This is a genomic window from Zwartia panacis (assembly GCF_030410395.1).
Taxonomy (GTDB): Bacteria; Pseudomonadota; Gammaproteobacteria; order Burkholderiales; family Burkholderiaceae_B; genus Zwartia; species Zwartia panacis.
Genome location: NZ_JAUHHF010000012.1, coordinates 80,276 through 107,265 on the forward strand (window position 1 = coordinate 80,276; position 26,990 = coordinate 107,265).

Below are 26,990 nucleotides of genomic sequence, written 5' to 3' on the forward strand. Positions count from 1 at the left end.
CAAAATTTACTTACAATTTTGCTACTGTGGTGTTTACGTACGTAATTGTTCGAAAGGATTGAATCTGAGGGTTTGTTGGCTCAGACTGAAGGCATTGTATTGACTAAAGGAGCCATTCAAGTGTCCAACCGTCTTGCTTGCTATATGACTCAAACCGAGCTACTCGTACTGTATAGCGCCTATCAACAGCTGCTAGGTCACTAATCCAACATGCAGCTGGCCCATCCTCATCTGCGCTGGAAAGCTGGCAATGATGTTTCACTTTTAGAGAACGGAGTTCAACTTTTTCCTGCTCTATGCGAAGCTTTTGACGCTGCAACGACGAGCATCCATGTCGAGATGTACATTTTTAGACTCGATATTGCAGGCAAACAACTTCTCCACCATTTGATGCAAGCCGCCAAACGCGGGCTCAAGGTCAGGGTAGTGATTGACGGTTATGGCAGTGCGGCCGAGGATGAGACGATCGCTCGTGCATTAAGAGCTGCAGGAGGGCAGTGCAGGATTTATCGACCCGAACCAAAAAGCTTGACGTTGAAGTCTTTTGATTTCATGCGACTACGCAGGCTCCACCGCAAAATCGTGGTGGTCGATGGAAATGTCGGCTTTGTTGGAGGGATTAATTTTGAGGACGACTACTCCACTGCGGATCCCGATGTTCGCACCACCGACCCGCGCTATGACTATGCAGTCCGTGTAACCGGTCCGATTGTGACGGATCTGGTCGAGGCAATAGATCTCCTGTGGCTGCGTACGCCCAAGTACTATAAAAGCAACAACGGTGGGAACTCTCCTGACATTAAGTCCAGTCATCGCACACCAAAAAAGGCACGTAGCTGGCGACATATGCATTTAAAGCATTTGCGGACGCGGCTGAGGTACTTTAAAAGAAACAGAGGATCTTCAAGGCCATCCAAAACAACGCATTTATCCGCTACGAGTCCATCTTCGCCTGCGTTGCCCTTCACCACCCCTGTCAATATGCGTGCCGCTGTGATCTTGCGTGACAACCTGCGCTACAGACGCACGATCGAACGAACCTATTTATTTCATATTGATGCGGCCAAATCCGAAATCATCATCGCGAACGCGTATTTCCTACCCGGCGGGAAACTGCGGCGCGCATTGATCGACGCAGCAAAGCGTGGCGTCAAGGTTCGTCTGCTTTTACAAGGCAAAATCGAGTATCAAATGCAATATCACGCCACGCGCTGGATTTATGACTTGTTCTTGCGTGAAGGCATTGAGATCTATGAGTACCTGCCAAGCTTTCTCCATGCAAAGGTCGCCGTGATCGATGGCGTATCGTTTGTAGGTTCTTCCAACCTCGATCCCTTTAGCTTGCTTCTCGCGCGTGAGGCAAATGTACTGATTAACGATACGGGATTTACCGCTCAGCTGCGCCAATCTCTTGAAAATGCGATGACACGCGGCAGCCGTATTATTGAACTCACACTCTATGGACGCCGACCATTTCTTGGGCGCATTGCAGATGGGCTAAGCTATTTGCTACTGCGAATCGGTGTTGCGCTTTCTGGAAAAAGCGATCATTACTGATCAGTCCTCAGAATCAAACTCAAGGCAACTCGAGCTCCGCCAAAATCGGCGAATGATCAGACAGCTGTGACCAGGGCTTACCCCTTAACACGCGCGCACTCCTCACCGCAAAGCCGCGCTGATAAATACGATCCAGTCTCAGCATCGGAAATGCAGATGGAAACGTCCTGGGTGGTGGCAACATGCTCTGCTGTCCCGGCATCATGAGCTGATTGCGTCGCTCCAGCTGTCGACCGACAACACCCGCGCGGATTTCCTCAATGCTCTCTCCACGCCAGACGCCCTTTAAATGATGCATGGACTCTTTGAGCCTGGGTGCGACTCCGTGGGTGCGCGGTGAATTGGCAAACACCTCGTACACGCCGAGCTGTTCAACAAAGAATGGCGCGAGCGTGTCTTTCCAGTCATTAAAGTCACCGGCGATCAAGATCGGTGCGCCTTCGGGAACCATGCGATTAATCCGCTCGGCCATCACTTCAATCTGTCTGCGGCGCCCGCCAGCGAATAAACCCAGATGCACGACAAAGCAATGCACCTCTCGCCCCCCGACGTCGATCACGCCATGCAGCAAGCCGCGCTGCTCGAGCCGATGGTCCGAGATGTCCTGGTTTTCGTAGGTGAGGATGGGGTGGCGCGAAAGCAGCGCGTTGCCGTGATCGGTTTTGCTCCGTATGGCGTTACAGCCATACGCGCATTCCATGTGCAAAGCCGCGGCGAGCGATTCGTGCTGTGCATGCAAGCGAAGATGTTTGTCGTTGCGGCCCTGTACTTCTTGCAAAAACATCACATCGGGTCTAAGGCCATGCAGCCCGAGTCGCAGCTCTCCCATCGAGTCGCGTCCCGCGAGGGAGCGACCTTTGTGGATGTTGTAGCTGACGACGCGGAGCAGTGACATTTACCCCTGCTTAACCTCTGGCTGACGCAAGCGGATATGCAGTTCGCGCAACTGTTTCTCGTCGACGGGTGAGGGCGCTTGCGTGAGCAAGCACTGCGCGCGCTGTGTCTTGGGGAAAGCAATCACGTCGCGAATCGATTCGGCACCGGTCATCATGGTGACGATACGATCCAGACCGAAGGCGATACCACCGTGTGGAGGCGCGCCATACTGCAAGGCGTCGAGCAAGAAACCAAACTTGAGCTGTGCTTCCTCTGCGTCGATTTTCAGGGCACGGAACACCTTACTCTGGACTTCTTCGCGATGGATACGCACGGAACCGCCACCGATTTCCCAACCGTTGAGCACCATGTCGTAGGCTTTTGCGATCGCCTTGGATGGGTCGGTAGTGAGGAGATCTTCGTGACCGTCTTTAGGACTGGTAAACGGATGGTGAGCGGCAACGTAACGATCGGCTTCTTCGTCGTACTCAAACATCGGAAAGTCCACGACCCACAGTGGCTTCCAGACGTCATCGAACAAGCCGTTGGCTTTGCCAAACTCGCTATGGCCGATCTTGACGCGCAAGGCACCAATCGCATCGTTGACGACTTTGGCACGATCGGCACCAAAGAAAATCAGATCGCCATTTTGTGCGCCCGTGCGTTTGATCATTTCCGACAGTGCGGCATCGTGGAGGTTTTTAACGATGGGTGACTGCAAGCCATCGCGACCAGCAGTAGTGTCATTGACCTTGATCCAAGCCAGACCTTTGGCACCGTAGATCGCAACAAACTTGGTGTAGTTGTCGATTTCGCTACGCGAGATCGCGCCGCCACCAGGAATACGCAGGGCGACGACACGGCTGCCTTCAGTAGTGGCCGCCTGTGCGAACACTTTGAAGTCCACGTCCTTCATGACGTCGGTCAGATCCGTAAACTCGAGCTTGACGCGCAGGTCGGGTTTGTCCGAACCATACAGTCTCATGGCTTCGCTGTAGGCCATGATGGGGAAGCTTGCGGGCAAGTCGACGTTTTGCACAGACTTAAAGACGTGACGAATCATGTCCTCGAAAATCGCGCGGATCTCGGTTTCGTTCAGAAATGAGGTTTCGCAATCGATCTGGGTGAATTCAGGCTGACGATCCGCACGCAGGTCTTCGTCGCGGAAGCACTTTGTGATCTGGTAGTAACGGTCAAAACCGGACACCATCAGCATCTGTTTAAAGAGCTGGGGGGATTGGGGTAACGCGAAAAACTCGCCGGCATTGACGCGCGAGGGCACGAGATAGTCGCGCGCGCCTTCGGGCGTGCTCTTGGTGAGCATGGGCGTTTCGATATCGATGAAACCGAGCTGGTCCAGGAACTTGCGCACCTCGATCGACACGCGATAGCGCAGCATCATGTTGCGTTGCATCTGGCCACGACGCAGGTCCAGCACACGATGGGTCAGGCGCGTCGTCTCGGAGAGGTTTTCATCATCGAGCTGGAACGGTGGCGTGACCGACGGATTGAGGATCTCGACCTCGCGGCACAGGATCTCGACTTCGCCGGAAGCGAGGTCGGCGTTGGTCGTGCCAGCGGGGCGCTCGCGCACGAGACCAGTGATGCGGATGCAAAATTCGTTACGCAGGCGCTCTGCCGTGGCAAAGCCCTCGGCATTGTCAGGATCAAACACGATCTGGGCCAGACCAGCGCGGTCGCGCAGATCGATAAAAATCACGCCACCGTGGTCGCGGCGACGATGCACCCAACCAAAAAGGGTGACAGTTTGACCAAGGTGGTCACGACAAACCTGACCGGTGTAGCAGGTACGCATGCAAACTCCAAAAGATCGTACAAAAAGATCTGACAATAATTAATCGGTAAATGCTGATTCGGTAAATTCTGATACTTAGATATTACTCATTTGGCGGCAGGGCTTTTTTCTTTCCGGCCGTATTGGATACTGGCGCCACGACACCCATCGAAACGATATATTTCAAGGCGGCATCGACCGACATCTCCAGCGGCTGGACTTCACTGCGCGGCATCATCAAAAAGAAACCCGAGGTAGGATTGGGCGTTGTGGGTATGTAAACACTCACATGCTCGCCTGGTAGATAGCTAGCGACCTCTCCGCTCGGTGTGCCTGTCAACAGGCCAATCGTCCAGCTGCCCGGGCGGGGATATTGCACCAGCACAGCCTGGCGAAAGGCCTGACCATTGGGCGCGAGCAGTGTGTCGCTGACCTGCTTGACCGAGTTGTAGATTGAACGCACAAGCGGGATGCGGCCTAGGATATTTTCCCAGAGCTGCAGAATCCCGCGCCCCAGAAAGTTGGCCGCCAAAATACCCGTGGCCAATACCACCACAATGACGAGCAGCACCCTAAAGCCGGGGATATCGCGACCAAAAAGCGCCTGGGGCGACAAAAAAGTCGGCACCACGCTCTCGAGCGTATTAACCGCCAGACTCAAGACCCAAAGGGTGATGACCAACGGCACCCAGATCAGCAAACCAGTGATGAAGTACTTTTTAAAGGATCGCATGATGTGGGTGGGCTTTGAATGAGAGCTAATGCTTGATTGTCAGCGAAAACTAAGCCGCCGAACCACCTGTCGCGGGCTTGCTCGACGCAGCGCTGGATGTGGATGCGCCGGTCGTCGAAGCGCTCGAGGCGGAGGCTGCGGCAGGCGCGGAAGTCGAACTACCCGAACCACCCGAACCAGCTGATCCACCCTCTGAACCCGTCGAGGCTGACGATGTCGCGGCGCTATCAGCCGCCGTCACCGCAGGTGCGGGTTCACTGGTTTTGGAGCTGCCCTTGTCCCCACCGCCGTTATTACGGAAGTCAGTGACATACCAGCCGGAGCCTTTGAGCTGAAAGCCCGCGGCAGTGACCTGTTTGGCGTAGGTCTCCTGATGGCACTCGGGGCAGACCGTTAAGGGCTTGTCTGAAATCTTTTGCAGCACGTCTTGGGCATGACCACAGGCAGTGCATTTATAAGCGTAGATTGGCACGATAAAACTCTTAGACGCGAAAACGAGGGAAAGCTTTGTATTTTAACGGTTTTTCAGCCAAAACCCTCAGTCCATACAAAGCAAACTCTGATTTCACGCCCGCTTACCGTGCAATCCTGCCCAAATTACCCTCAAACACTGGCTTTTTTAGGGTTTGGTGTTCCTTACAGACCCAGGGACGACAAATCAGGGCGCTTGAGATGCCACTGCGTCGCTTGCTGGAAAGCCATCCCGACGGTGACAAGCGTGCCATCATCGAAAGGCTTGCCCAGCAATTGCGCACCCAGCGGCATGCCATTGTCGGCAAAACCGGCTGGCAGGGACATACCCGAGCAGCCCATGTAATTACCGGCACGAGTGAACGCGGCCATCGGTGTTTTGGACTCGTCCACCTCGGTCAGCGGGCACGCGCCAATCGGTGCGCTGGGCGACAACAAGGCGTCCACATTGCTCATCCAGTCGGTCCAGGCCGCGATCGTGCGGCGATGATCGGCGATCGCGTCGATGTAGTCGGCGCTGGAAATGTTACGGCCCGACTGCACACGCTTGCGCACAAATTCCCCAAAGGGTCGCGAGGCATCGTCGATGTAGGCACGGTGGATGGCGTAGGCCTCGGAGGCGATGATTTGACCATTGCGGATCATCATATCGTTGAAATCAAACGGGAAAGGCTTCTCAACGATCTGCGCGCCGAGATCTACCAGGACGCGACGGGTGTCGTCGAGCATCTTGATGACATCCTTGCCCAGAGCAATCGGATAGTGCTCGGGCGGAAACATGGCAATGCGGAAACCTGCCAGAGGCTTGGGACCCGCGGCCGGTGCTTTCCAATGAAACATGGGGCGGTTGCAGCTGGTGGGATCAAGCGGATCCTCACCTGCCATGAGCCCGGTCAAAATCGCCGAGTCCCGGACGTCACGCGTCATCGGTCCGATCGAATCCAGCGTCCCGGACAAGGCGAGCGCGCCGTGCAAACTGATGAGGCCGCGAGTGGTTTTCTGCCCAGTGATGCCGTTGAGCGCAGCAGGAATACGCACAGAACCACCGGTGTCAGAGCCCAGCGCAGCGGGCGCAAGCGCGGCAGCAACCGCCACACCCGAGCCGCTGGACGAACCACCCGGCACACGATGTGTCTTGAGATCCCAGGGGTTCCAGGGCGTGCCCATGACAGGGTTGGTCCCCCAACCGCCAAAGGCAAACTCGACCATGTGGACCTTGCCCAGCATCACCATCCCGGCGCGCATCAGGCGCTCGACTGCAGTACAAGTCGTCGGGCTGCGACGATTGATCCAGTCCTGCGAACCACCTGTCGTGATCTGCCCTTCGATGTCGCACAAATCCTTGACCGCAAGTGGCAAACCGTCAACTGGGCTGAGGGTATAGCCCGAAGCGCGACGCGTATCGGCCGCACGCGCTTGCTGCAGGGCGCTTTCTTCGTTCACGCTCACATAGGCGTGTAGCTTGCCGTTCGCTTTTTGAATCCGCGTCAAATACTCGCGAGTGATTTCTTCGGAGCTATATTTTTTTTGCTGTAAACCCTGCGCAAGCTGGGTGAGGGACGAAAAAGCGAGATCAGACATGGTGACTCCGTGTGCGTTAAATCAGAAAGAAGGTCGCGGCGATCATGGTAGGAACAAAGGCGGATAAAAACAAAGGACCGGGCGCAATGGTCTCGTCCTTGAAACTGGACTTTAAGATCGCAAAGCCAGCGGGATTGGGCGCATTGGCAATCACGGTCAGACCACCACCCGTGACCGCACCCGCGACCAGCATATAGCGCCACTCGGCGGAAGTGCCATCCACCAGTGAACCCAGATACGTCAACGCTGCATTGTCTGTAATCGCGGTCAACGCAGTGGAGCCCCAGAACAAGACGAACGGCGAAAGACTGCCGAGCAGGTCTTGGAGCCACCATTTTTGCAAACCACCCAGCAACACCAAACCCGCCAGAAAGAAGCCCACCATCAGACCCTCGCGAATCATCAGTGGCGACTGGTAGGTTTTATACGCTTGGCAGTAGCCAATAAAGAGCAAAAGCAGACCAATGAAAATCGCGGGATGGTGTGCAGCAACGACGATGCCAATCAGGAAAAGTACGTGAACCAGGATCACAAAAGCGGGCATGCGGGCGCTGTGGTTTTGCGTCACGCCACGATGTGTCTCAGCCTCTCCGCTCAACAGTAGCTTGCGATGAATAAGCGTCAACAGCAGCGCGTTCAGCGCAACAGCCGCAACCGCGCGCCAGCCAAAATTTGCCAGCATAAAGCTCGTGTCCCAGCCAAAGGTTTTAGCGACCATCAGGACGGGCGGCGCGGCATAGACACTCAGCACGCCACCAATTGAAACGTTCACAAACAACACGCCCAGCACCATGTATTTGAAACCTTGATGGCCTGGACGCTTGTAAAAGCCATCGCGCAGTAATAAGGCCGCGAGAGTCATCGCAGCAGGCTCTGTAATCAACGAGCCGGCGAGTGGCACAAACGTCAGCACCACAAAAAACGTGGCGAGCTGCCGGGGAACGGGCAAGGCATGCGCGATCCATCGGACAATCATGCTCACAAGCTCAATAATCGGGCGACTGCCGGCCACCACCATGATGGCAAACACAAACAAGGGCTCGGTAAAGTTGCGCGTATCCATGTACTCGACCATGGTGGGGATGCCTGCCACCACAGCCATCAGCACGAGCAACACAAACGCCCAGACGCCAAATACCGCTTCGACCTCGGACAAGAAATGCCACACGCCCGCATGAGGTCCGTTTTTATGCGCCAGGCGGGCAAAAACGGGAACTGAAAACGTGTGGATGATCGCGATCGCGAATAAAACGGTCGCGAGAATTTGAACGGAATGTGGAACGGTCATGAGCTCAACTTACAAAAAGTCAATGGGCACAGCCGCTGACCACGTGCGGCTGCCTTGGGTGCTAATGACTATACCGTAGCAAGACACTTTCGCCCAAGTATTTTGCATACAGTTACACGCTCGGGGCTAGCGGGCAGTTCCATTCAAGATCATGCGAGCGGCTTTCTCGGCAATCATCATCGTGGGCGAATTGGTATTGCCTGAGGTGATCGTTGGCATGATCGAGGCATCGGCCACGCGCAAGCCCGTCAGCCCATGCACACGTAAGGTGTCATCCACGACCGCCATCGCGTCATGGCCCATTTTGCATGTCCCGACGGGATGAAAAATCGTCGTGCCGATGTCTCCGGCTGCGCGGGCAAGTGCTTCTTCCTGTTTTGCTTCTTCCTCTTTTGCTTCTTCCTCGTTCGTTGCACCGTTATTGCCACTCGAGTCCGTCAGCCCGGGCTTAATTTCCACTGGCTTGAAGCGCGCCAAAGCAGACTGCGAGACGATGCGGCGGGTCAATCTAATACTGTCCGCCGCAACATGCCTGTCCTCTGGCGTTGACAGGTAGTTGCACAAAATCTCAGGAGCCTCGGCGGTGTCAGGCGAAACAATATTGACATGACCGCGGCTTGTCGGACGCACGTTGCAAATCGATGCCGTAAACGCCGGAAAATCATGCAGCGGCTCACCAAAGCGTTCAAGCGACAAAGGCTGCACGTGATACTCGACGTTCGCCCGCGTCTGTTCAGGGCCTGACTTGGCAAACACGCCGAGCTGAGAGGGCGCCATGCTCATCGGACCGCGGCGCGTCAAGAGATACTCAAGTCCGATCCGCGCCTTTCCAAGCCAGGAGTTCGCCAGGGTATTGAGCGTGCGAGCGCCCTCCACGCGATAAATCATGCGCAGCTGGAGGTGATCCTGAAGGTTTTGACCCACACCGGGCAGGTCATGCACCAGTGGGACACCCAGAGGGCTGAGTACATTCGCAGGACCCACGCCGGACGCTTGCAATATCTGCGGTGTGCCAATCGCTCCCGCCGCCATGACGACCTCGCGCTGCGCTTGGGCGATATGGATCTGACCCTCGCGGATAAACTCCACACCCGTGACGTGTTTGCCTTGCATGCACAAGCGCGTTGTCCGCGCACCGGTCAACACCGTCAGATTGCGGCGGTGTTTGATAGGACGCAAAAAAGCCTTGGACGCATTCCAGCGAAAACCAGCGCGCTGATTAACCTCGAAATAACTGCTGCCTTCGTTATCACCACGATTGAAATCTGGTGTTGGTGCGATGCCCGCCTGCGCAGCGGCCTCGCGGAAAGCATCTAGGATTTCCCAAGACAGGCGCGCGGGCTCGACACGCCACTCGCCCCCCGCACCATGAAACGGGCTCTCGCCAGCATGATGGTCTTCCATGCCTTTAAAAAGCGGAAGCACATCTTCCCAGCCCCATCCTTTGTTACCCAGCGCGGCCCAACCATCGTAGTCCGCGCGTTGGCCTCGCATATAAATCATGCCGTTAATCGACGAACAACCGCCGAGCACGCGCCCCCGGGGATAGCCCAGCTCGCGGCCATTCAGTCCAGGATCAGCTTTGGTGCGATAACACCAGTCCGTGCGCGGATTGCCAATACAGTACAAATACCCGACAGGAATATGGATCCAGTGCCAGTTATCAGGACCGCCCGCTTCGAGCAGCAACACTCGATTGTTCGGATCCGCGGATAAGCGATTGGCCAAGAGACAACCGGCAGAACCTGCGCCGACGATCACGTAGTCAAACATCAGCTGAGAGTCAGTGTGATTATTTTTTGTTGTACTCATCGAACACCAAATACCGAGTCGAGATAAATTTGGCACAGCGTCTCCATGCCGCTTTGATCTTGTACATCAAAGCGAGCCGGAATGGGACTATCCACATCCCAGACACCCACCAAACGGCCCTGGTGTACCAGCGGTACCACGATTTCCGAGCGCGAAGCAGCATCGCAGGCGATATGGCCGGGAAAAGCATGGACGTCGGGCACGAGCTGTGTCGTTCGTGTCCGCGCCGCTGCACCGCACACGCCACGATCGAGCTGGATACGCAAACACGCAGGCTTGCCCTGGAACGGTCCAAGCACGAGCTCGGTGCCGTCATAAAAATAAAAACCAGCCCAATTCAAATCCGGCAAAGCGTGCATCACCAGCGCGGACAAATTCGCCGCATTGGCGATTCGGTCCTTTTCCCCCTCCATCAGCACCCGCGCTTGTTGGGCAAGCCGCTGATATTGCTCGACTTTTGGCAAAGAAAAGAGAGGTGTTGTATCGAACATGATCACTTTGGGGTGGGCTACAGGAGCTTTGATTTTATCCACCTCGAAACGTATGGACAGCAGCGAAACCACAAGCCATAATGTGGAACAAATATGATCAAACCGAAAGTCTGCTTGAGCCCGCACGATGGGAATAACGTTGGCCTTTAAAGGATTGACGCCGAGTTTTGCCTTGCACATTCGTCCATATATTGAACCATCATGACAATTCCTACCCCTGCCATCAAATCCGGCACCCAAGTCGTTCAACGCGTCGCAGCACTCATGCGCGGAGTTTCCGCACGCAACCGGGTCGGCGCCCGACTCATTGATCTCTGCACCGAAATCAATATCGAGCGTCCGACAGCGCACAGGATTTTGCAAGGCCTAGTGTCCGAAGGGCTCATTCGTCAGGACGAGTCCACCAAACGTTATTTTCTGGGTAACGTGGTCTACGAAATGGGTCTGGCCGCCAGCCCCCGCACGAACATGCGCGATCTCTGTCACTCTCACCTGCAGCAAATCGCGCAGTGCACAGGTGACACTGTCTTTTTGACGATTCGCGCGGGCTTTGATGGTGTCTGTATCGATCGCGCCGAGGGCGCCTTTCCCATCAAGGTGTTTGTCCTCGAGGTTGGCCGTCGTCGTCCGATCAACATCGGCGGCGGTGCGCTGGCCATTTTGAGCTTTCTCGACGACAACGAGATCGAACGCATCCTCAAGATCAACAAAGATCGCTGCATGGAGAAATTTCCCAACTACTCCGAAGCTGAGGTTCGCAAAAATATCGCACGCGCCCGAGCTCGCGGCCATGTGGTCAGCGACGTCGTCGAACTACCGGGTGTGCGAACCATCGCCGCCCCCATCTTTGACAAAAACCGTCATCCCGTCGCCGCCATCAGCGTCGCCACGCTCAACACCCGCCTGGACAAAGACCGCAGCGAACTCGTTCTGGATTGCATCAACAAAGCGATTGAACAGATTCAACCGAATTTGTTAAATATTGAAACTGAAAATTAAAGGCTAAAGGTGAAATGCATTGCTTGGCCTAAAATCGATTATTGACAACGATTTGCTACTTGGGCTGCAAACAATGCCGATACCACTTGATTTGTCTGCCTTAAAGAATGCTGTGAGCCGACTGGATGCTGGCTTGACTCGGCATTTTTCTGAACCTCTTGACACGCAATTACGCGATGGCTTGGTGCAACGTTTTGAGTTCACCTATGAAATTAGCCACAAAATGCTGAAACGCTACCTTGAAATGAGCTCTGCTAATCCAAGTCAGTTCGACAGCATGCCTTTTGCGGACCTGATACGCACTGCCAACGAGCAAGGTCTGCTCAAGGGCGACTGGAGCGACTGGCGTACCTACCGTGAGATGCGCAGCAAGACAAGCCATACCTATGATGAAGCAATAGCCGTTCAAGTCGTAAGGGGAATCCCAGCCTTTTTAGATGAGGCTAAAGCCCTTCTTGAATCACTTCAGGAGCGTATCGCATGATCCCCAGCACTAGCTTAGCCATAACGGCAGAAGAGCTGAATTTGCTACAAAGCATTCTGAAGCGTTATGTTCCAGACTTCAAAGTCTGGGCTTTTGGATCAAGAGTGACTGGAATGCACAAACCGTTCTCTGATCTAGATTTAGCCTTAGTCGGTGATGAGCCAATTGCAATCGAAACGCGTGCTGCGCTTAACGAGGCTCTTTCAAACTCTACTTTACCTTTCAAAGTGGATATCGTCGATTGGGCATCCACTTCTGAGGCATTTAAAGAAATCATTGAAAAACAAAAACTTGTCATTCAACTTTGAAATTATCCCAACCTTAATCTGTTTCACCACAAGACCGGCTCTGAAGCCAGCTCAACACCCCTCTGGCTGTCCATTGCCCTGACGCCATCACGCCGTTGAGCAAATACCCACCTGTCGGGGCTTCCCAATCGAGCATCTCGCCGGCACAAAACACGCCTGGCAAATTTTTCAGCATTCCGTGTTCTGTCATCCCTTCAAACTGAACACCACCTGCCGTACTAATGGCCTCATCGATTGGACGACACGCAGACAACACGATAGGCAGATTTTTAATACCATACGCGAGTTTTTGTGGAGCGTTGAATACCTCTGCAGATAAACGCTCGCGCAACAACGCAGCACGCACACCTTGTAAACCTAGTCGTGTGCGCAAATGAGATGACATCGATCGTGTCCCGCGCGCACGTGAGACCTCATCAAGCACGCGTTGGGGACTGTGGTCAGGCAACAAATCCAGCAACAACGTCGCTTTGCCGCGCGTCAAAATCAAATCTCGCAAGCTGGCTGACAAGGCGTAAATCGCGCCACCCTCGAGTCCATGCTGCGTCACCATGCATTCGCCACGCAACGGCGCAGCTTTGCTGCCTTCAATTCGGAACTGTGCGGTTTTAATGGGCTCTCCCGCACACTTTTCCAGAAAATGTGCGGACCAGTTTGTCTCAAAGCCACCATTGCTGGGTAATAAAGGACTCAGCGGCACACCTTGCTCTTTTAGCCATGGCCACCACGCGCCATCCGAACCCAGCCTGGCCCAGCTCCCGCCTCCGAGCGCGAGGATTGTGGCATCGGGGGATGTCGTGATCTCACCCTTGGGAGTATCGAAACGCAGTTGTTGCGCATCATCCCAACCCAACCAGCGATGCCGCATCAAAAACTGCACGCCCTCGACGCGCAAGCGATGCATCCAGGCTCGTAAAAGCGGTGCGGCTTTCATTTCATCAGGAAACACCCGGCCCGAAGAGCCCACAAAAGTCTCGATGCCAAGCGCATGCACCCAGTCACGCAGCGCCTGGGCATCAAACTGCTCGAGCATACGTCCCATTTCCGGCGAGCGGGCACCATAACGCGTGACAAATTTATCAGAGGGTTCGGAGTGGGTGATGTTGAGCCCACCCCGTCCTGCCATCAGGAACTTGCGACCCACCGAAGGCTTTGCCTCAAAGACCTGCACCGTCAAACCCTTGCGGACAAGTGTTTCCGCAGCCATTAAACCTGCGGGACCTGCTCCGATGACGGCGACAACCAAGCGTTTTTCTGATGACAAGTGATTTCCTGATGGATATTTTTATGATTACTTTTTGGCCGCGGTCACGATGACTTCAACGAGCAAGTCCGGTGCGGCCAGTTTGACTTCACCGGTCGCGCGGGTGGGCAACGCGTTTTTAGGCGCCCACTCGGCCCAAACCGAGTTCATGCCCTCGAAGTCCTTGGTGATGTCTTTCAACCAGATCTGTACAGTCAACAGATGATGTTTATCTGTTCCTGCGCTTGCCAGATGACCGTCGATTTTTGCGAACACGTCGCGTGTCTGGGCAACGATGTCACCCTTGACGCTCGAGGTGATGCCTGCGACATACACGGTGTCGCCATGGATCACGACACGGCTCAAACGTTCATTGGAATCAATGCGAGTAATTGCACCCATCGTTATTCTCCTGATTGAATAAAAAATACAACTTAAAAAATAAAACTCAAAACCGCGGCAAACTTAAAACCTGCATGCAGTGTAGCTGTAATATTTACGCAAAGATAAAACTGAGACAACGATGCGCCCACACGATCCTGCCCGAATTGCCAAACTCCTCAACCCACAATCCGTCGCCGTCATCGGCGCCTCCGATGACCCCTCGCGCATTGGTGGACGACCCATTTCCTACATGCTGGGCCAAGGCTATCAAGGCAGAATTTTTCCTGTGAACCCCAATCGGACGACAGTGCAGGGTCTGACCGCCTACCCCAGTGTCGCCGCATTGCCTGAAACACCTGATATCGCCATCGTGATCGTGCCGGCCTCCGCGGCACTCGACTCCGTCACAGCGCTCGCCGAGCGAGGCTGTGCGGCGGCCATTTTATTCACAGCGGGTTTTGCGGAAACAGGACCTGAGGGTGCGCGTGAGCAACAAAAACTCGTCGATGCCGCGCACAAGCACGGCATGCGCCTGATTGGTCCGAACTCGCTGGGCCTGATCAATCCCTGCAATCATTTTTATGGCACGTTTGCGACAGGCTGTGAACTGGCCTTTCCCAAAGCGGGCGGTGTCGCGATCATCAGTCAGTCCGGCGCCTATGGTGCGCACTTGATGGCGGTATCGACCGCAAACGATATTGGTCTTTCGGCCGTGATCTTGACGGGTAACGAAGCCGACCTGACAGTCGGTGATATGTTGCAAATGGTGGTCGAGGATCCGGCAACCAAAGTCATCATGCTTTACTCCGAAGGCATCAAAGAGTCTGCAGGTTTGCTCGCGGGCCTGGACGCCGCCCGGCGCGCCCGCAAACCGGTCCTGATGATGAAAGTCGGTCGCAGCGCAATCGGCAGTGCAGCTGCGCAATCCCATACTGCCTCCATCGCAGGAGACGATCGTGTCACCGATGCAGTCTTGAAAGAGTTTGGCGTCGTGCGCGTACAAACGACCGAGCAAATGCTCGATATCGCACGTCTGGCGACGCGCGGCATCTATCCCGCTCACAACACGCTCGGTGTCATTACCGTCAGCGGTGGCGCTGGGGTCATCATCTCGGATGCGGCCGATGCGGTCGGTTTACCCATGCCTGAAATGCCACTGGACGCGCAAGAGCGACTACTCAAGCTGCTGCCCTTCGCCGCTCCACGTAATCCCGTCGATGTCACGGCTCAGTTTCTCAACGAGATGTCCTTGATCAGTACCTTTACCGATGCGCTGATCGCCGAAGGCAAATACACCTCCATACTCGGTTTCTTTACCTACACAGGCGGCGTCGCAAGCGTCGCACCACGCTTGCGTGAACAGCTCAAGATCACCCGCAGCAAACATCCTGATTGTATTTTTGCATTGTCGTTGATGGCCTCGCGTGAACAAATCCGGGAATATGAAAACGATGGCTTTGCCGTCTTCGAAGATCCCTCGCGCGCCGTTGTGGCGATCGAAGCGATGGGACAATTTGGTCGCGCATTTGCCAAGGCACCTGCTTTGCCCGCACCCAAGCTTGCCCCGATCTCCTTGCCCACTCACAACCCCTCCGAGGCACAGGCCAAACAACTCCTTGCGCAAGCGGGCATTGCTTCTGCTCCTGAAGAGGTGTGCACAACGATCGAAGCTGCCGTCACCGCCGCGCAAAAGATCGGTTTTCCCGTTGTCATGAAAATCGTCTCGCCCGATATTCTGCATAAATCGGAGATCGGCGGCGTACTGCTCGATATCCATCATGAAGCGGATGTGCGAGAGGGTTTCGCGCTGTTGATGCAACGTGGCAAAACCGCAGCGCCTCAAGCACGTCTGGAGGGTGTGCTAGTCGCCAAACAACTCAAAGGCGGTGTCGAATGCATCCTCGGGATTCATCAAGACCCCGTGTTCGGCCCAGTCGCGATGTTTGGACTCGGCGGGATTTTTGTGGAAATCTTGCAAGACGTTGTGCTGCACCGCTGTCCATTCGGACCCGATGTCGCCGAGGAAATGATTCGTTCGATCAAAGGTTCGCCGTTGCTACTCGGTGCGCGCGGACGCCCCGTGGCGGACATCAAAGCACTTTCTGAGATGCTCTCTCAGCTGTCGGCCTTTGCCGTGGCCGCTGGCCCGCGCCTGCAATCCATCGACCTCAATCCTGTCCTCGCAATGCCGCAAGGACAGGGCGCGTACGCCGTGGATGCCGTGATTGAGGTCACGCAGGGGTAATCATTTTGACTGGAGTGGGCGAGATGATGATGATCTCGTCCGCTTCAAATTAACTCGGGTACTTGTTCATTAACGCTTGAGCGTCCTGAGTGACTTTTGGCACGATCGCCAAAAGCTCTTTTGCTAATTGATAAACAACAGAATAAATCTCGAGCATTTTTTCTGCTGCGTACTCGTGCGCAATCATATTCCTCAGTTCGCGGATTTTAACCAGCTTGCTCGCGTCAGCCCACCCACGTTTTTCAGCTCGATCAATACGGTCTCGCACAGTTCCAATGCCAACCAGTTCGATTTCATCCACTAATCGAAAAATCCGTTGAATCAACAAGTCAGCCAATCTGGCAAAACGGCTGGTCAGAGACTCCAAACGCTCGAGCTTTTCTGGAGGCAAGTCCTTCTGACCAATAAGCTCGGTACAACGCTCGAGTGAATACTCTAGATGCTGAGCTGCCAGAGAAAGCCCAACGAGCTCTTCTTTAAGGAATTGAACATTGGCCGCACTCACAATCGAATGCCCCTTTCAAGTGCGATCTTTGCAAACGGCCTGTTGGAGTCAGGAAAAACGACTAAATCAATTTTCCGCTCACCAAGTTTTTCGTGCAGCTGCGCCAAAATCTCGAGTTTTTTCATCAACCCAATACGCTTTGATAAGACAAGCAGGTCAATGTCACCGCCCCGCGCAGTGTCATCTATTCGGGAGCCAAACAAATAGACCTCTGCATCGATGTCAGCCTGATGGATGGCATCATGGATCGCAACTTGTTCTGGTATGGCTAAGCGCATCTCAATCCTCCCACAATCAGTGCTGACAATAAAATAATCACTACCGTGCCTGATTTTACTTCGCCTTAGGCACTTTACCCGTCATCGGCGGCATCAGGAAGTCAAAGTCGACGCCTTTGTCTGCCTGGGTCACGCTTTCGAGGAATAGCCGTCGATAGCCACGTTGCGCGGTCGGGATCACGACAGGTTTCGCCGCGCGACGCTTGGCGAGCTCTTCGTCGCTGACCAGTAACGCCAGCTCGCGCTTCTCCACGCTCAGTCGGATACGGTCACCGTTTTGCACGTAGGCCAAGGGTCCGCCAATCGCCGACTCGGGTGTGACGTGCAACACGATCGTCCCGAAGGCCGTCCCGCTCATGCGACCATCAGAGATGCGAACGATGTCCTTGACGCCAGCTGTGGCGAGCTTTTTAGGGATCGGCATATATCCAGCTTCAGGCATGGTCGCCCCCTTGGGGCCGATATGCTTGAGCACCAGAATGTCGTCCGCAGTCACATCCAGATCAGGCGAGTCAATGCGGTTGGCCATATCCTCGAGGTTTTCAAATACGACCGCGCGACCTTCGTGCTCCATCAACTTGGGATGCGCGGCAGACTGCTTGATAATCGCACCGCCTGGCGCGAGGTTGCCCTGCAGCACTGCGATGCCACCCTGCGGGTAGATCGGATTTTTCGCAGTACGTACCACGTCTTGTTTGAAACCGGGACCTGCGGCCTCGATTTCCTCACCCAGCGTGCGACCTGTGACGGTCATCGCATCCAGATGCAATAAAGGCTTGAGCTCGCGAAGCAATGTCGCCATTCCGCCGGCATGATGGAAGTCCTCCATGTAGTGCTGACCCGAAGGCTTCAGGTCCAGCAGCACTGGCGTATCGCGGCCCATGCGATCAAGCGCCTTGAGGTCCATTTCAAAACCCATCCGGCCCGCGATCGCTGTCAAATGCACGATACCGTTGGTCGAACCACCAATTGCGAGCAACACTCGCATCGCGTTTTCAAAAGCTTTTTCCGTCAGAATCTTGTCGATCGTCAAACGCTTGCGTGCGATTTCCACGGCCAGTGCACCGCTGCGCTCAGCCACGCGGATACGGTCGGCTGTCACAGCTGGTGGGGAAGCACCACCGGGCACGGTCATGCCAAGCGCTTCTGCAATACAGGCCATCGTGCTCGCGGTCCCCATCACCGAACAGGTTCCGACACTGGCCACGAGCTGGCTATTCACATCGGCGATCTCTTCAGCGTCGATTTCCTCGGCGCGGAATTTTCCCCAGTAACGACGGCAATCCGTACAAGCACCCACACGCTCGCTACGATGCGAGCCCGTCAACATCGAACCCGTGATCAACTGCACGGCAGGTAAACCTGCGGAGGCCGCACCCATCAATTGGGCAGGGACTGTTTTGTCACAGCCACCAATCAACACCACCGCATCCATCGGTTGAGCGCGCAACAACTCCTCTGTGTCCATCGACATCAGGTTACGCAGATACATACTGGTGGGGTTGGAAAAACTCTCGTGAATCGAGATCGTCGGAAAGTCCATTGGCAGACCGCCCGCCAACATGATGCCGCGCTTGACGGCTTCGATCAGCTGAGGCGCATTGCCATGACAGGGGTTGTAGGCACTCCCTGTGTTGGTGATGCCAATGACCGGACGCTCCAGCGCGGAGTCGGTAAAGCCCGCACCTTTGATAAACGCCTTGCGCAAGAACAAGGAAAAACCGCGATCGCCATAATTCGCCAAACCTTTGGACATCCCTTCGCTGCTCGCGGCGGGATTCAGTGAGTGGCCTTTATTCTCTTTATTCTTGTCGTCCGACATGGTGCGCACCTGATGATGAATGAATGAATGAATGATTGATTAAGTAATTGAGTAATTGTGTAATGGATTTAAAGTGTACCGGGATAAATACCGCCATCCAGCACAAGGTTTTGTCCCGTCATAAAACCAGCGCTCGCGCTACACAAAAATGCGCACGCCTGACCAAACTCGGCGGGCGTACCAAAGCGCTTGGCTGGAACCGCCGCCATGCGCGCGTTCAAAATCTCATCGACCGTCTGTCCGCTGTCTTTAGCACGCGCGGCCGCCGTTTGTAAAATACGATCCGTTGCAAAAGGGCCAGGCAAAAGATTATTGATTGTCACGTTATGCGAAATAATCTGACGCGCCAGACCCGCCACAAATCCTGTCAATCCTGCGCGTGCACCGTTGGACATGCCCAGGCTCTCGATCGGCTGTTTAACCGAAGCGGAGGTGATGTTGACGATGCGACCAAACTTGCGTGCGATCATCTTGTCGACTGTCGCTTTGATCAGCTCGATCGGCGTCAGCATATTGGCATCCACCGCGGCGATCCAGTCGTCACGGCTCCAGTCACGAAAATCACCTGGTTTGGGCCCACCCGCGTTTGTCACCAGGATGTCAGGGTTCGGACAAATCGCCAGGACTTTGGCGCGCCCTTCCGGCGTCGTGATGTCGGTGGCAACCGTCGTCACCTTGACACCGGTTTCAGCGCGAATAGCTGCTGCCGCTGCCTCAAGCGCTTCTTGCCCGCGGGCGAGCATCACAAGCTCGACGCCCTCACGCGCGAGTTGCTGGGCGCAGCCCAAACCCAAGCCCTTACTTGAGGCGCACACGATCGCGCGGCGTCCACGAATGCCTAAGTCCATGTTTTGTCTCCTGAGTTTTTGATTTATTTTGTTGATACAGCAGCTTAATTCAAAAGAGTTCAAAAGAGGTGTGCGAGTCTAATCATCGAGCTGATCGATCGTAAAAAAGCGGTGCAACCCGAGAGTCACACCGCCTACTTACTGCATCAACAAAGACTGAACACACTCCAACTATCGATCAGAACGGAATATCGTCATCCATGTCCGTCAGATTCGCGCCGCTCGCAGCCGGAGCCGCTGGACGCTGCGCCTGAGGCGCACGTGCCGGACGTGGCGCGCTTTCGCCACCACCGCCACCGCCCATCGAGCCACCGTCGCTACCATCGCGGCCACCCAGCATCTGCATCTGGTCGGCGATGATTTCTGTGGTGTACTGATCAACCCCTTCTTTGTTTTGCCACTTGCGTGTTTTCAGTCGACCCTCGATATACATGGGGCGACCTTTTTTCATGTACTCGCCGACAACTTCGGCCAGGCGGTTGTAAAACACCACACGGTGCCATTCGGTTTCTTCGCGACGCTCGCCGGAAGTTTTGTCTTTCCAGCTGCTGGTCGTTGCAATCGACACGTTACAAATGGCGCCGCCATCCGGGCTGTAGCGGACTTCGGGGTCGCGCCCAAGATTGCCAACCAGTATTACTTTATTGACCGATGCCATGCCGATCTCCGTTTTAAAAAATATCGTGATTCATCAATGCCCTGTGGGGCTCGTACGAGGCGCCATCATTGTCCAGTCCGCCTTTCAACGCCAGACGCAAAACTACGCATTGCAGACAGTTTACGGCACGTTTTGATAGGCATGCCAGTCCTCGGCGGCAAACCATTGACGCAAAAAGTCTAAAAATGTCCGCACGCGAACAGGCAGGTTTTTACGGCTGGGGAAAACTGCATAAATATCAACGCCTACGGGACGAAACTGCGGCAAAACACTCACGAGCCGGCCTTCCTGAATATCCTGCATCACCATATATGTAGGATGCATGGAGATTCCATGGCCTAGCAAGGCGGCATGGCGCAACGGATCGCCGTAATTCGCACGGATCGTCCCATGGACGCGAACACCTTTTGGCTCACCCATGAAGGTCCAGATGTTCGTCGGTGACTTGAGCGCATGCACCATGCACTCATGATCCGCAAGGTCCGCAATCGTCTGCGGCGTTCCGCGCCGTTTCAAATAGGCAGGCGATGCCACCAGGAGCTGAGGCACGACAGCCAGGCGCTGAGCCACCTGTGAAGTATCTTTGAGCGAAGTCGCGATCCGCACGGACATATCCAACCCCTCGGCGACCAGATCGGTACGCCCATCATCGAGGTAGAGCACGACTTGAATGTCGGGATGTGCAGAGGAAAAAGCGGTGATGATCGGCACAAGATGAAACGCGCCGAATGAAGGCGGCGCCCCCAATCTGAGCATGCCCTTGGGCTCTTTGACGGACTGTCGCACAGCGGCATCGATGCTCTCAACGCGGTCAAGCAGCTCGCGACCGTTCTCAAGCAGCGACAGCCCAGATTCGGTCAAGCTCACGCTTTTAGTCGTGCGCGTTAAAAGTTGGACACCCAGGGTTTGCTCGAGCCAGGCGACATGCTTGGTCACGTTTCCCTTGGCCATGCCAAGTCTCTGGGCTGCTCCTGAAAAGCTCAAGCCCTGTGCGACCTCGATAAAAACCTCGATTGCTTTGAGTTTGTCCATGATCTAGCGCAATTGTAGCCGCATTGTTTCCATTTCGAGAACACTCATTTCACAATTCAACGCTATTCTGGACGGCACTAAACCGCTAGACTTTCGCATCTTTCAGACATCAGCAGGGGAACGATCATGCAAGTCACACCAAGTGGACAAGGACTCGGCGCACGCGTTGAGGGGTTTGACGTCTCAAAACCCCTGTCCCATGAGGACTACAAGAAAATCGAGAGTTTGCTGGGTCAATATGGTGTTCTGTGTTTCTCAAAACAGAACCTGACCGGTGCTCAGCTCAAGGATTTCAGCAGCAAGTTCGGGACCCTCGAAGTCAACGTTGCCAACATGTATCAAGAGCCAGGTCACCCCGAGGTCATGATCCTGTCGAATAAAAAAGTGGACGGCAAACCCATTGGCCTCGGTGATGCGGGACAAGACTGGCACACGGATATGTCCTACAGCAAGATGATCGCCTTCACCAACGTGTTGTATGGCATCGAAATTCCACATCGCAATGGACAGCCATTGGGTAGCACGGAATTTTCAAATATGCGGGCCGCCTATCTGGCATTGCCCGAAGAACTCAAGAAAAAACTCGATGGCATGACGGTGCTGCATGATTTCAACAAGTTTTGGGAAAACATGCGCAAGCAACCCGGTTGCACCCGCCCACCATTGACAGAAGCGCAGCGCAAGGCCAAACCACCGGTTTCGCATCCAATCTTTTTGACGCACCCGATTACGGGCGACAAAATTTTGTATGCCAACCCTGGTTATTCCATTCAGATTAATGAGTTGCCACAAAAAGAGAGCGACGAGATTCTGAACTTTTTATTCGCGCACCAGTTGCAACCACAGTTTCGATATCAGCATCGCTGGACGGCGGGGGACGTGCTGATGTGGGACAACATGGGCACGATCCACAACGCTGTCGCCGATTACGGCCCGGACGAGCATCGCTTTATCAAGCGTTGCCAAGTCATGGCGGATCGGTATTTTCCCTTGGCAGCGTAGCGCGGCGGGTGAGCGGACTGTTAAGCTCACCGCATTATTTTTATCACTGGAAGACAAATGAAAAAGACCCTTATCAGCGCCTGCCTGGCGCTTGCCTCAGTGCTGCCATTGACAGGTGTGGCGCAAACAGCGGCCTATCCGACTCAACCCATCAAAGTCGTGATCGGTTTTGCTGCGGGTGGTCCAACTGATGTGATTGGTCGAATACTGGCACAACACATGTCGGCTGATCTGGGCCAATCGGTGGTGGTTGAAAACCGGACAGGCGCCAACTCGCTGATCGCCACGCGCGAAGTCGCCAAAGCTAAGCCTGACGGATACACCGTGTTGTTCGCCTCACTTTCGCACAACGTCAACAAGCTCTTGCTTGGCGATAAGTCCGAGTACGATCCGCTCAAAAACTTTGCGCCGATTTCACTCGTCGCGAACCTGCCACTCGTGATTGTCACTGCGTACGACTCTCCATATAAAAATCTCAAAGAGCTTCTGGATAAAGCCAAGAGCTCCCCCGACGCGATCAGCTACGGCTCAGCCGGTAATGGCGGCTCTGCTCACTTGGCCGCAGCCATGATGGGGACGGTTGCGGGAGTCAAAATGGTTCACGTTCCTTTCCGCGGCAATGCGCCTGCGCTGACCGAGGTGATGTCAGGTCGTGTGTCGTTCATGTTCTATCCGATGATTGGTATCGCAGGTCATGTTGAAAACAAGCGCATCCGTGTTCTGGCGGTGGGTTCGTCCAAGCCCATGCCTGAGTTTCCCGGTGTGCCCACGATGGATGCTTCGGGCTTTCCCGATTTTGAACAAACCGCACCCTGGGTCGGCATGCTCGCACCTGCTGGCACACCACAGCCCATCGTCGACAAGCTCAATGCTTCGATCAAAAAAGCCATGGCCAATCCCGAAGTCATCAAGCGCATGAAAGACCTGGGTGCACAGCCTGTTGGCGATTCTCCCGCTCAGTTCCGTGAATTCCTGGTCAAGGATCAGGAACGTTGGGACCGTGTGATCAAGGCCTCTGGTATCAAAGCAGAATAAATCGTGAGCCTGGACCGCACAGCAGCAAGTGCGTTTAGTGTGGAAGATCTGCGCGCGGTGGCTAAACGCCGTTTGCCGCGCGCGATCTTTGAATTTTTTGACGGCGGTGCCGAAGAAGAAGTCACGCTACGCGACAACATCGAGGCTTTTCGTCGCATTCGTATTGCGCCAAAAGTACTGAACGATGTCTCCAAGGTCGACACGTCGACCGAGCTTGTTGGCGGTCCCTCCGCCATGCCGTTGGCGATCGCTCCGACCGGTGCGGCAGCGTTTGGTCGCCATGGCGCGGATATTTCGATTGCCCGCGCGGCCGCCGCCATGGGGATTCCGTATTCGCTTTCGACCTCTGCGACGGCGTCCATCGAACAGATCGCCGATGCCGCTCCCGGGCGACTTTGGTTTCAGGCCTACATCCTGGCCAATAAAGAAAAACTCGCCTCTTTGATTCACCGCGCGCATGCGGCGGATTATGAAGGCTTGATGATCACAGTGGACTTGCCAGTTGGCGGCAAGAGGGAACGTGATTTCCGCAATCATCTGGTCTTTCCGTTCAAGTACACGCCTCGCAACGTGCTGGACTTTGCCCTGCATCCAGGCTGGTCGCTGCCCATGTTGTTCAAAGGCGCGCCTGAAATGGAAAACATCAAAGAACTCAAACGCGACAATCAGGGTGGCAAGAAACTCGCCTCGTCGGTAGGGAAAAATTACGATCCCGCTTTTGACTGGCAACAACTGCAAATCATGCGCGACAACTGGCCGCGCAAATTAATCGTCAAAGGGATCATGCGTCCAAGCGACGCCGAACGTTTAGTGCAAATGGGTGTGGATGCGATCGTGGTGTCCAACCATGGCGGGCGTCAGCTCGACAGCGCGCCTGCGACGGTGGAAGCTTTGCCTGCAGTGGTGAAAGCCGTGGCCGGTCGCGTCCCTGTGTTGGTCGATGGCGGCATCCGGCGCGGCGTGGATATTTTGAAAGCGCGTGCACTCGGTGCGCAAGGCGTGCTGACCGGGCGGGCAACGCTATTTGGCGCAGCCGCAGCCGGATTGCCAGGTGCCACCCGAGCGCTGGAGATTTTGAAGGATGAGTTTGTCCGGTCAATGCAGCTCAGCGGCGTGAGCAGAGTCGCAGAAATTGATCAGGAGCTAATTTTTAAGCGTTGATGTCCGAGTGCTGCTCAGTGCTTAGGTCCGAGCGGCTTTAAGCCCCACGTGACCAAAAGCCAGAGCGCTGACAACCCACAGGCTGCCCAAAATACGCTGCTCGCACCGCCCAAGACGGCAAGCGTGCCACCGAGCATGCCACCCAAAAATAATCCGGCGGCCTGCGAAGTATTGTAGAGGCCCAATGCGAGTCCCTTGAGCTCGGGCGGGGCCACGCGGGATACGAGCGACGGCTGCAAGGCCTCAAGCACGTTGAACATGACAAAAAAGCCCGTCAGTCCAAAAGCCAACAAATAGAAATTGTGGCTTGCCCAAGGTAAAAACGCACAGACCAGCACCAGTCCCGCCACAGCCATGCGCAACATGGCACGATGCGCGCGACGCTTTTCCGCGACAAAAATTGCCGGCACCATGAAAACAAAGGAGCCAAAAATAACAGGGAGATACACCTTCCAGAGCTCTGCGGCGTCCAAGTTGCCCAGTCTGAGCAGAAGCGGCGGGATCACCACAAACATCGCGATCTGAATCAGGTGAAGGCAAAACACGCCAAAATTCAGTCTCAATAAATCAGTGTGAGTAAGCACTTGCATCGGCCGAGCAGGATGTAAAGGCTTGGGAGCAGGTGCCACGACTGGTACGACAAACCGGGCAACCGCCAGACAAACCACGCCTAAAAGGGCGATTGTCCAAAACAGTCCTGCCAGTCCGGTCGAGCCCACGATCAGGGGGGCGATGACCAGTGACAAGGCAAAGGACAGACCAATCGAGCCGCCCACCATCGCCATAGCGCGGGTGCGCACCTCTGGCCGGGTGGCATCAGCCAGCCATGCCGTGACAGCCGCGGAAATGGCACCCGAACCCTGAATCGCACGACCAATGGTGACCCAGAAAATGTCATCGGATACGGCACAGACGACACTCCCGGCAACAAACAGACACAGACCCGCCAACACCACCGGACGACGCCCCCAACGGTCCGAGGCCAGGCCGAAAGGGATTTGCATGAAGGCCTGGGTCAAGCCGTACATGCCGAGGGCTACGCCTACCCACAAGGGGTCATGACCGCCTTTGAGCCCTTGTGCCGCCACGGCAAAAACCGGCAACAACAAGAACAAGCCAAGCATGCGGGCGGCAAACAGACCGGCCAGCGCCACGCTGGCACGGCGTTCAGTCGGGGTCAAAGACAAAGGCAAAGGCGTTGGTTCGGACATCAAAGACTTGAATCAGAGTGAAGGGCTATCCGGCGATTGTCGCGCCAGCACGGTATAGTACCAAGTTGGCTTTCAAAAACGTGTCATGGACGAAATCCGAATCCGGGGTGCCCGCACCCACAATCTCAAAAACGTGTCTCTGGACCTGCCCAGACACAAGCTCGTGGTCGTCACGGGCCTGTCGGGATCGGGCAAATCTTCGCTCGCCTTTGACACCTTGTACGCCGAAGGGCAGCGCCGCTATGTCGAGAGTCTCTCGGCCTATGCCCGGCAGTTTTTGCAGTTGATGGATAAGCCGGATGTGGACCTGATCGAGGGTCTATCGCCTGCGATTTCAATCGAACAAAAAGCCGCGGGTCACAATCCTCGCTCGACCGTTGGCACGATCACCGAAATTCATGATTATCTGCGGTTGTTGTATGCCCGCGTCGGTACGCCTTATTGTCCCTCGCATGGCCTGCCACTCGCCGCGCAAAGCGTGAGCCAGATGGTCGACAGCGTACTGAACTGGCCGGCAGAACGCAGGCTCGCCATACTCGCCCCCATCGCCCGGACGCGCAAAGGTAGTTTTGATGACGAATGCGCCAGCTTGCAGGCGCAAGGATTCGTTCGCGTGCGCGTCGACGGTCAGATGGTCGACCTCGACAGCATGCCCGAGCTCAATAAAAATGAAAAACACGACATCGATGTCGTGATTGACCGCTTGCGCATCAAACCCGAGAGCAAGCAACGCCTCGCCGAAAGTTTTGAGACCGCGCTGACCTTGGCGCAGGGGCGCGTTGTCGCGCTCGACATGGACACCAACGAAGAGCACCTGTTTTCCAGTCGCTATGCCTGTCCAGTCTGCAGCCATAGTCTGCCTGAACTCGAGCCGCGTCTGTTCAGCTTTAATAATCCGGTCGGCGCTTGTCCTAGCTGTGACGGTTTGGGACATGTGGGCTTTTTTGATCCCAAACGTGTGGTGGCCTTTCCAGAGCTCAGTCTTGGTTCCGGTGCGATCAGAGGCTGGGATAAACGCAATGCCTTCACGTTTTCAATGCTGTCGAGCTTATCGACACACTATGAGTTCGATATTGAGGCGAGCTGGGAAAGCTTGCCCGAGGCAATCCGTCAGATCGTGCTTTATGGTTCTGGCGATGTCGAGATTCCCTTTTTCTATTTGAATGAAAAC

26 protein-coding genes are annotated in these 26,990 nt (G+C 55.1%); 9 read left to right on the top strand and 17 right to left on the bottom strand.

The window, feature by feature from the left end; translation table 11 throughout:
* The first annotated feature begins 210 nt into the window (after positions 1 to 210).
* Positions 211 to 1,557: a cardiolipin synthase ClsB gene (gene clsB, locus QWY30_RS13770; protein WP_290241927.1), complete on the top strand. Its 1,347-nt coding sequence runs from the start codon at positions 211 to 213 to the stop codon at positions 1,555 to 1,557.
* A 19-nt stretch (positions 1,558 to 1,576) separates the two neighbouring features.
* Here clsB and QWY30_RS13775 read toward each other — a convergent pair whose 3' ends face one another.
* The 8 genes from QWY30_RS13775 to QWY30_RS13810 form a co-directional block, all read right to left on the bottom strand.
* On the bottom strand, positions 1,577 to 2,452 hold the full coding sequence (locus QWY30_RS13775) for an endonuclease/exonuclease/phosphatase family protein (RefSeq protein WP_290241929.1): 876 nt from the start codon (positions 2,450 to 2,452) through the stop codon (positions 1,577 to 1,579).
* Entirely contained in the window at positions 2,453 to 4,249 is a 1,797-nt protein-coding gene (gene aspS, locus QWY30_RS13780) for an aspartate--tRNA ligase (protein WP_290241930.1), read from the bottom strand.
* Between the two features lie 82 nt (positions 4,250 to 4,331).
* Positions 4,332 to 4,961 carry a DUF502 domain-containing protein gene (locus QWY30_RS13785; RefSeq protein ID WP_290241932.1) on the bottom strand — a complete coding sequence of 210 codons (630 nt, stop codon included), beginning with the start codon at positions 4,959 to 4,961 and terminating at the stop codon, positions 4,332 to 4,334.
* A 49-nt stretch (positions 4,962 to 5,010) separates the two neighbouring features.
* Positions 5,011 to 5,433 carry an FmdB family zinc ribbon protein gene (locus QWY30_RS13790; protein ID WP_290241934.1) on the bottom strand — a complete coding sequence of 141 codons (423 nt, stop codon included), beginning with the start codon at positions 5,431 to 5,433 and terminating at the stop codon, positions 5,011 to 5,013.
* A gap of 164 nt (positions 5,434 to 5,597) precedes the next feature.
* Positions 5,598 to 7,013 (bottom strand): amidase, encoded by a 1,416-nt coding sequence (locus QWY30_RS13795; RefSeq protein ID WP_290241936.1) that lies wholly within the window; start codon positions 7,011 to 7,013, stop codon positions 5,598 to 5,600.
* Positions 7,014 to 7,029: 16 nt separating this feature from the next.
* On the bottom strand, positions 7,030 to 8,301 hold the full coding sequence (locus tag QWY30_RS13800) for a putative Na+/H+ antiporter (RefSeq protein ID WP_290241937.1): 1,272 nt from the start codon (positions 8,299 to 8,301) through the stop codon (positions 7,030 to 7,032).
* Between the two features lie 126 nt (positions 8,302 to 8,427).
* Positions 8,428 to 10,074 carry a GMC family oxidoreductase gene (locus tag QWY30_RS13805; protein WP_435433414.1) on the bottom strand — a complete coding sequence of 549 codons (1,647 nt, stop codon included), beginning with the start codon at positions 10,072 to 10,074 and terminating at the stop codon, positions 8,428 to 8,430.
* Positions 10,075 to 10,109: 35 nt separating this feature from the next.
* A complete protein-coding gene (locus QWY30_RS13810; protein ID WP_290241969.1) occupies positions 10,110 to 10,604 on the bottom strand; it encodes a GAF domain-containing protein in 495 nt (164 codons plus the stop codon).
* A 201-nt stretch (positions 10,605 to 10,805) separates the two neighbouring features.
* Here QWY30_RS13810 and QWY30_RS13815 point away from each other — a divergent pair, with 201 nt between their 5' ends.
* From QWY30_RS13815 to QWY30_RS13825, 3 genes are all read left to right on the top strand, one after another.
* Positions 10,806 to 11,603: an IclR family transcriptional regulator gene (locus QWY30_RS13815; protein ID WP_290241941.1), complete on the top strand. Its 798-nt coding sequence runs from the start codon at positions 10,806 to 10,808 to the stop codon at positions 11,601 to 11,603.
* Between the two features lie 73 nt (positions 11,604 to 11,676).
* Entirely contained in the window at positions 11,677 to 12,087 is a 411-nt protein-coding gene (locus tag QWY30_RS13820; RefSeq protein ID WP_290241943.1) for a nucleotidyltransferase substrate binding protein, read from the top strand.
* Entirely contained in the window at positions 12,084 to 12,395 is a 312-nt protein-coding gene (locus QWY30_RS13825; RefSeq protein ID WP_290241945.1) for a nucleotidyltransferase family protein, read from the top strand. The genes QWY30_RS13820 and QWY30_RS13825 overlap by 4 nt, the downstream gene beginning before the upstream one ends.
* A gap of 13 nt (positions 12,396 to 12,408) precedes the next feature.
* Here the strand turns inward: QWY30_RS13825 and QWY30_RS13830 are convergent, their stop codons facing one another.
* Together QWY30_RS13830 and QWY30_RS13835 are read right to left on the bottom strand one after the other, a co-directional pair.
* Positions 12,409 to 13,659: a TIGR03862 family flavoprotein gene (locus QWY30_RS13830; RefSeq protein WP_290241947.1), complete on the bottom strand. Its 1,251-nt coding sequence runs from the start codon at positions 13,657 to 13,659 to the stop codon at positions 12,409 to 12,411.
* A 27-nt stretch (positions 13,660 to 13,686) separates the two neighbouring features.
* Positions 13,687 to 14,040: a RidA family protein gene (locus QWY30_RS13835; protein ID WP_290241948.1), complete on the bottom strand. Its 354-nt coding sequence runs from the start codon at positions 14,038 to 14,040 to the stop codon at positions 13,687 to 13,689.
* A gap of 121 nt (positions 14,041 to 14,161) precedes the next feature.
* Between QWY30_RS13835 and QWY30_RS13840 the strand changes: the two genes are divergently transcribed.
* On the top strand, positions 14,162 to 16,267 hold the full coding sequence (locus tag QWY30_RS13840; RefSeq protein WP_290241950.1) for an acetate--CoA ligase family protein: 2,106 nt from the start codon (positions 14,162 to 14,164) through the stop codon (positions 16,265 to 16,267).
* A gap of 49 nt (positions 16,268 to 16,316) precedes the next feature.
* On the opposite strand, the gene QWY30_RS13845 is transcribed toward QWY30_RS13840, so the two are convergent.
* The 6 genes from QWY30_RS13845 to QWY30_RS13870 form a co-directional block, all read right to left on the bottom strand.
* A complete protein-coding gene (locus QWY30_RS13845) occupies positions 16,317 to 16,772 on the bottom strand; it encodes a hypothetical protein (RefSeq protein ID WP_290241952.1) in 456 nt (151 codons plus the stop codon).
* Positions 16,769 to 17,050 carry a nucleotidyltransferase domain-containing protein gene (locus tag QWY30_RS13850; RefSeq protein WP_290241954.1) on the bottom strand — a complete coding sequence of 94 codons (282 nt, stop codon included), beginning with the start codon at positions 17,048 to 17,050 and terminating at the stop codon, positions 16,769 to 16,771. The genes QWY30_RS13845 and QWY30_RS13850 overlap by 4 nt, the downstream gene beginning before the upstream one ends.
* 55 nt (positions 17,051 to 17,105) lie before the next feature.
* Positions 17,106 to 18,872 (bottom strand): IlvD/Edd family dehydratase, encoded by a 1,767-nt coding sequence (locus QWY30_RS13855; RefSeq protein WP_435433412.1) that lies wholly within the window; start codon positions 18,870 to 18,872, stop codon positions 17,106 to 17,108.
* 68 nt (positions 18,873 to 18,940) lie between these two features.
* Positions 18,941 to 19,720: an SDR family oxidoreductase gene (locus QWY30_RS13860; RefSeq protein ID WP_290241955.1), complete on the bottom strand. Its 780-nt coding sequence runs from the start codon at positions 19,718 to 19,720 to the stop codon at positions 18,941 to 18,943.
* Between the two features lie 178 nt (positions 19,721 to 19,898).
* Entirely contained in the window at positions 19,899 to 20,378 is a 480-nt protein-coding gene (gene ssb / locus QWY30_RS13865) for a single-stranded DNA-binding protein (RefSeq protein WP_290241957.1), read from the bottom strand.
* A gap of 120 nt (positions 20,379 to 20,498) precedes the next feature.
* Positions 20,499 to 21,410, bottom strand: a complete 912-nt coding sequence (locus tag QWY30_RS13870) for a LysR family transcriptional regulator (RefSeq protein ID WP_290241958.1) — start codon at positions 21,408 to 21,410, stop codon at positions 20,499 to 20,501.
* A 126-nt stretch (positions 21,411 to 21,536) separates the two neighbouring features.
* On the opposite strand from QWY30_RS13870, the gene QWY30_RS13875 reads away from it, so the two are divergent.
* From QWY30_RS13875 to QWY30_RS13885, 3 genes are read left to right on the top strand one after another with little or no spacing between them, the layout of a single operon-like run.
* Positions 21,537 to 22,412 (top strand): TauD/TfdA dioxygenase family protein, encoded by an 876-nt coding sequence (locus QWY30_RS13875; RefSeq protein ID WP_290241960.1) that lies wholly within the window; start codon positions 21,537 to 21,539, stop codon positions 22,410 to 22,412.
* A 57-nt stretch (positions 22,413 to 22,469) separates the two neighbouring features.
* Positions 22,470 to 23,447 carry a Bug family tripartite tricarboxylate transporter substrate binding protein gene (locus QWY30_RS13880; RefSeq protein WP_290241962.1) on the top strand — a complete coding sequence of 326 codons (978 nt, stop codon included), beginning with the start codon at positions 22,470 to 22,472 and terminating at the stop codon, positions 23,445 to 23,447.
* Between the two features lie 3 nt (positions 23,448 to 23,450).
* Complete coding sequence (locus tag QWY30_RS13885) at positions 23,451 to 24,608, top strand: alpha-hydroxy acid oxidase (RefSeq protein ID WP_290241964.1); 1,158 nt, start codon at positions 23,451 to 23,453, stop codon at positions 24,606 to 24,608.
* A gap of 14 nt (positions 24,609 to 24,622) precedes the next feature.
* Here the strand turns inward: QWY30_RS13885 and QWY30_RS13890 are convergent, their stop codons facing one another.
* On the bottom strand, positions 24,623 to 25,819 hold the full coding sequence (locus QWY30_RS13890) for an MFS transporter (RefSeq protein ID WP_290241965.1): 1,197 nt from the start codon (positions 25,817 to 25,819) through the stop codon (positions 24,623 to 24,625).
* 85 nt (positions 25,820 to 25,904) lie between these two features.
* Here QWY30_RS13890 and QWY30_RS13895 point away from each other — a divergent pair.
* On the top strand, positions 25,905 to 26,990 hold a 1,086-nt coding region (locus QWY30_RS13895), incomplete at its 3' end, for an excinuclease ABC subunit UvrA (RefSeq protein ID WP_494338498.1).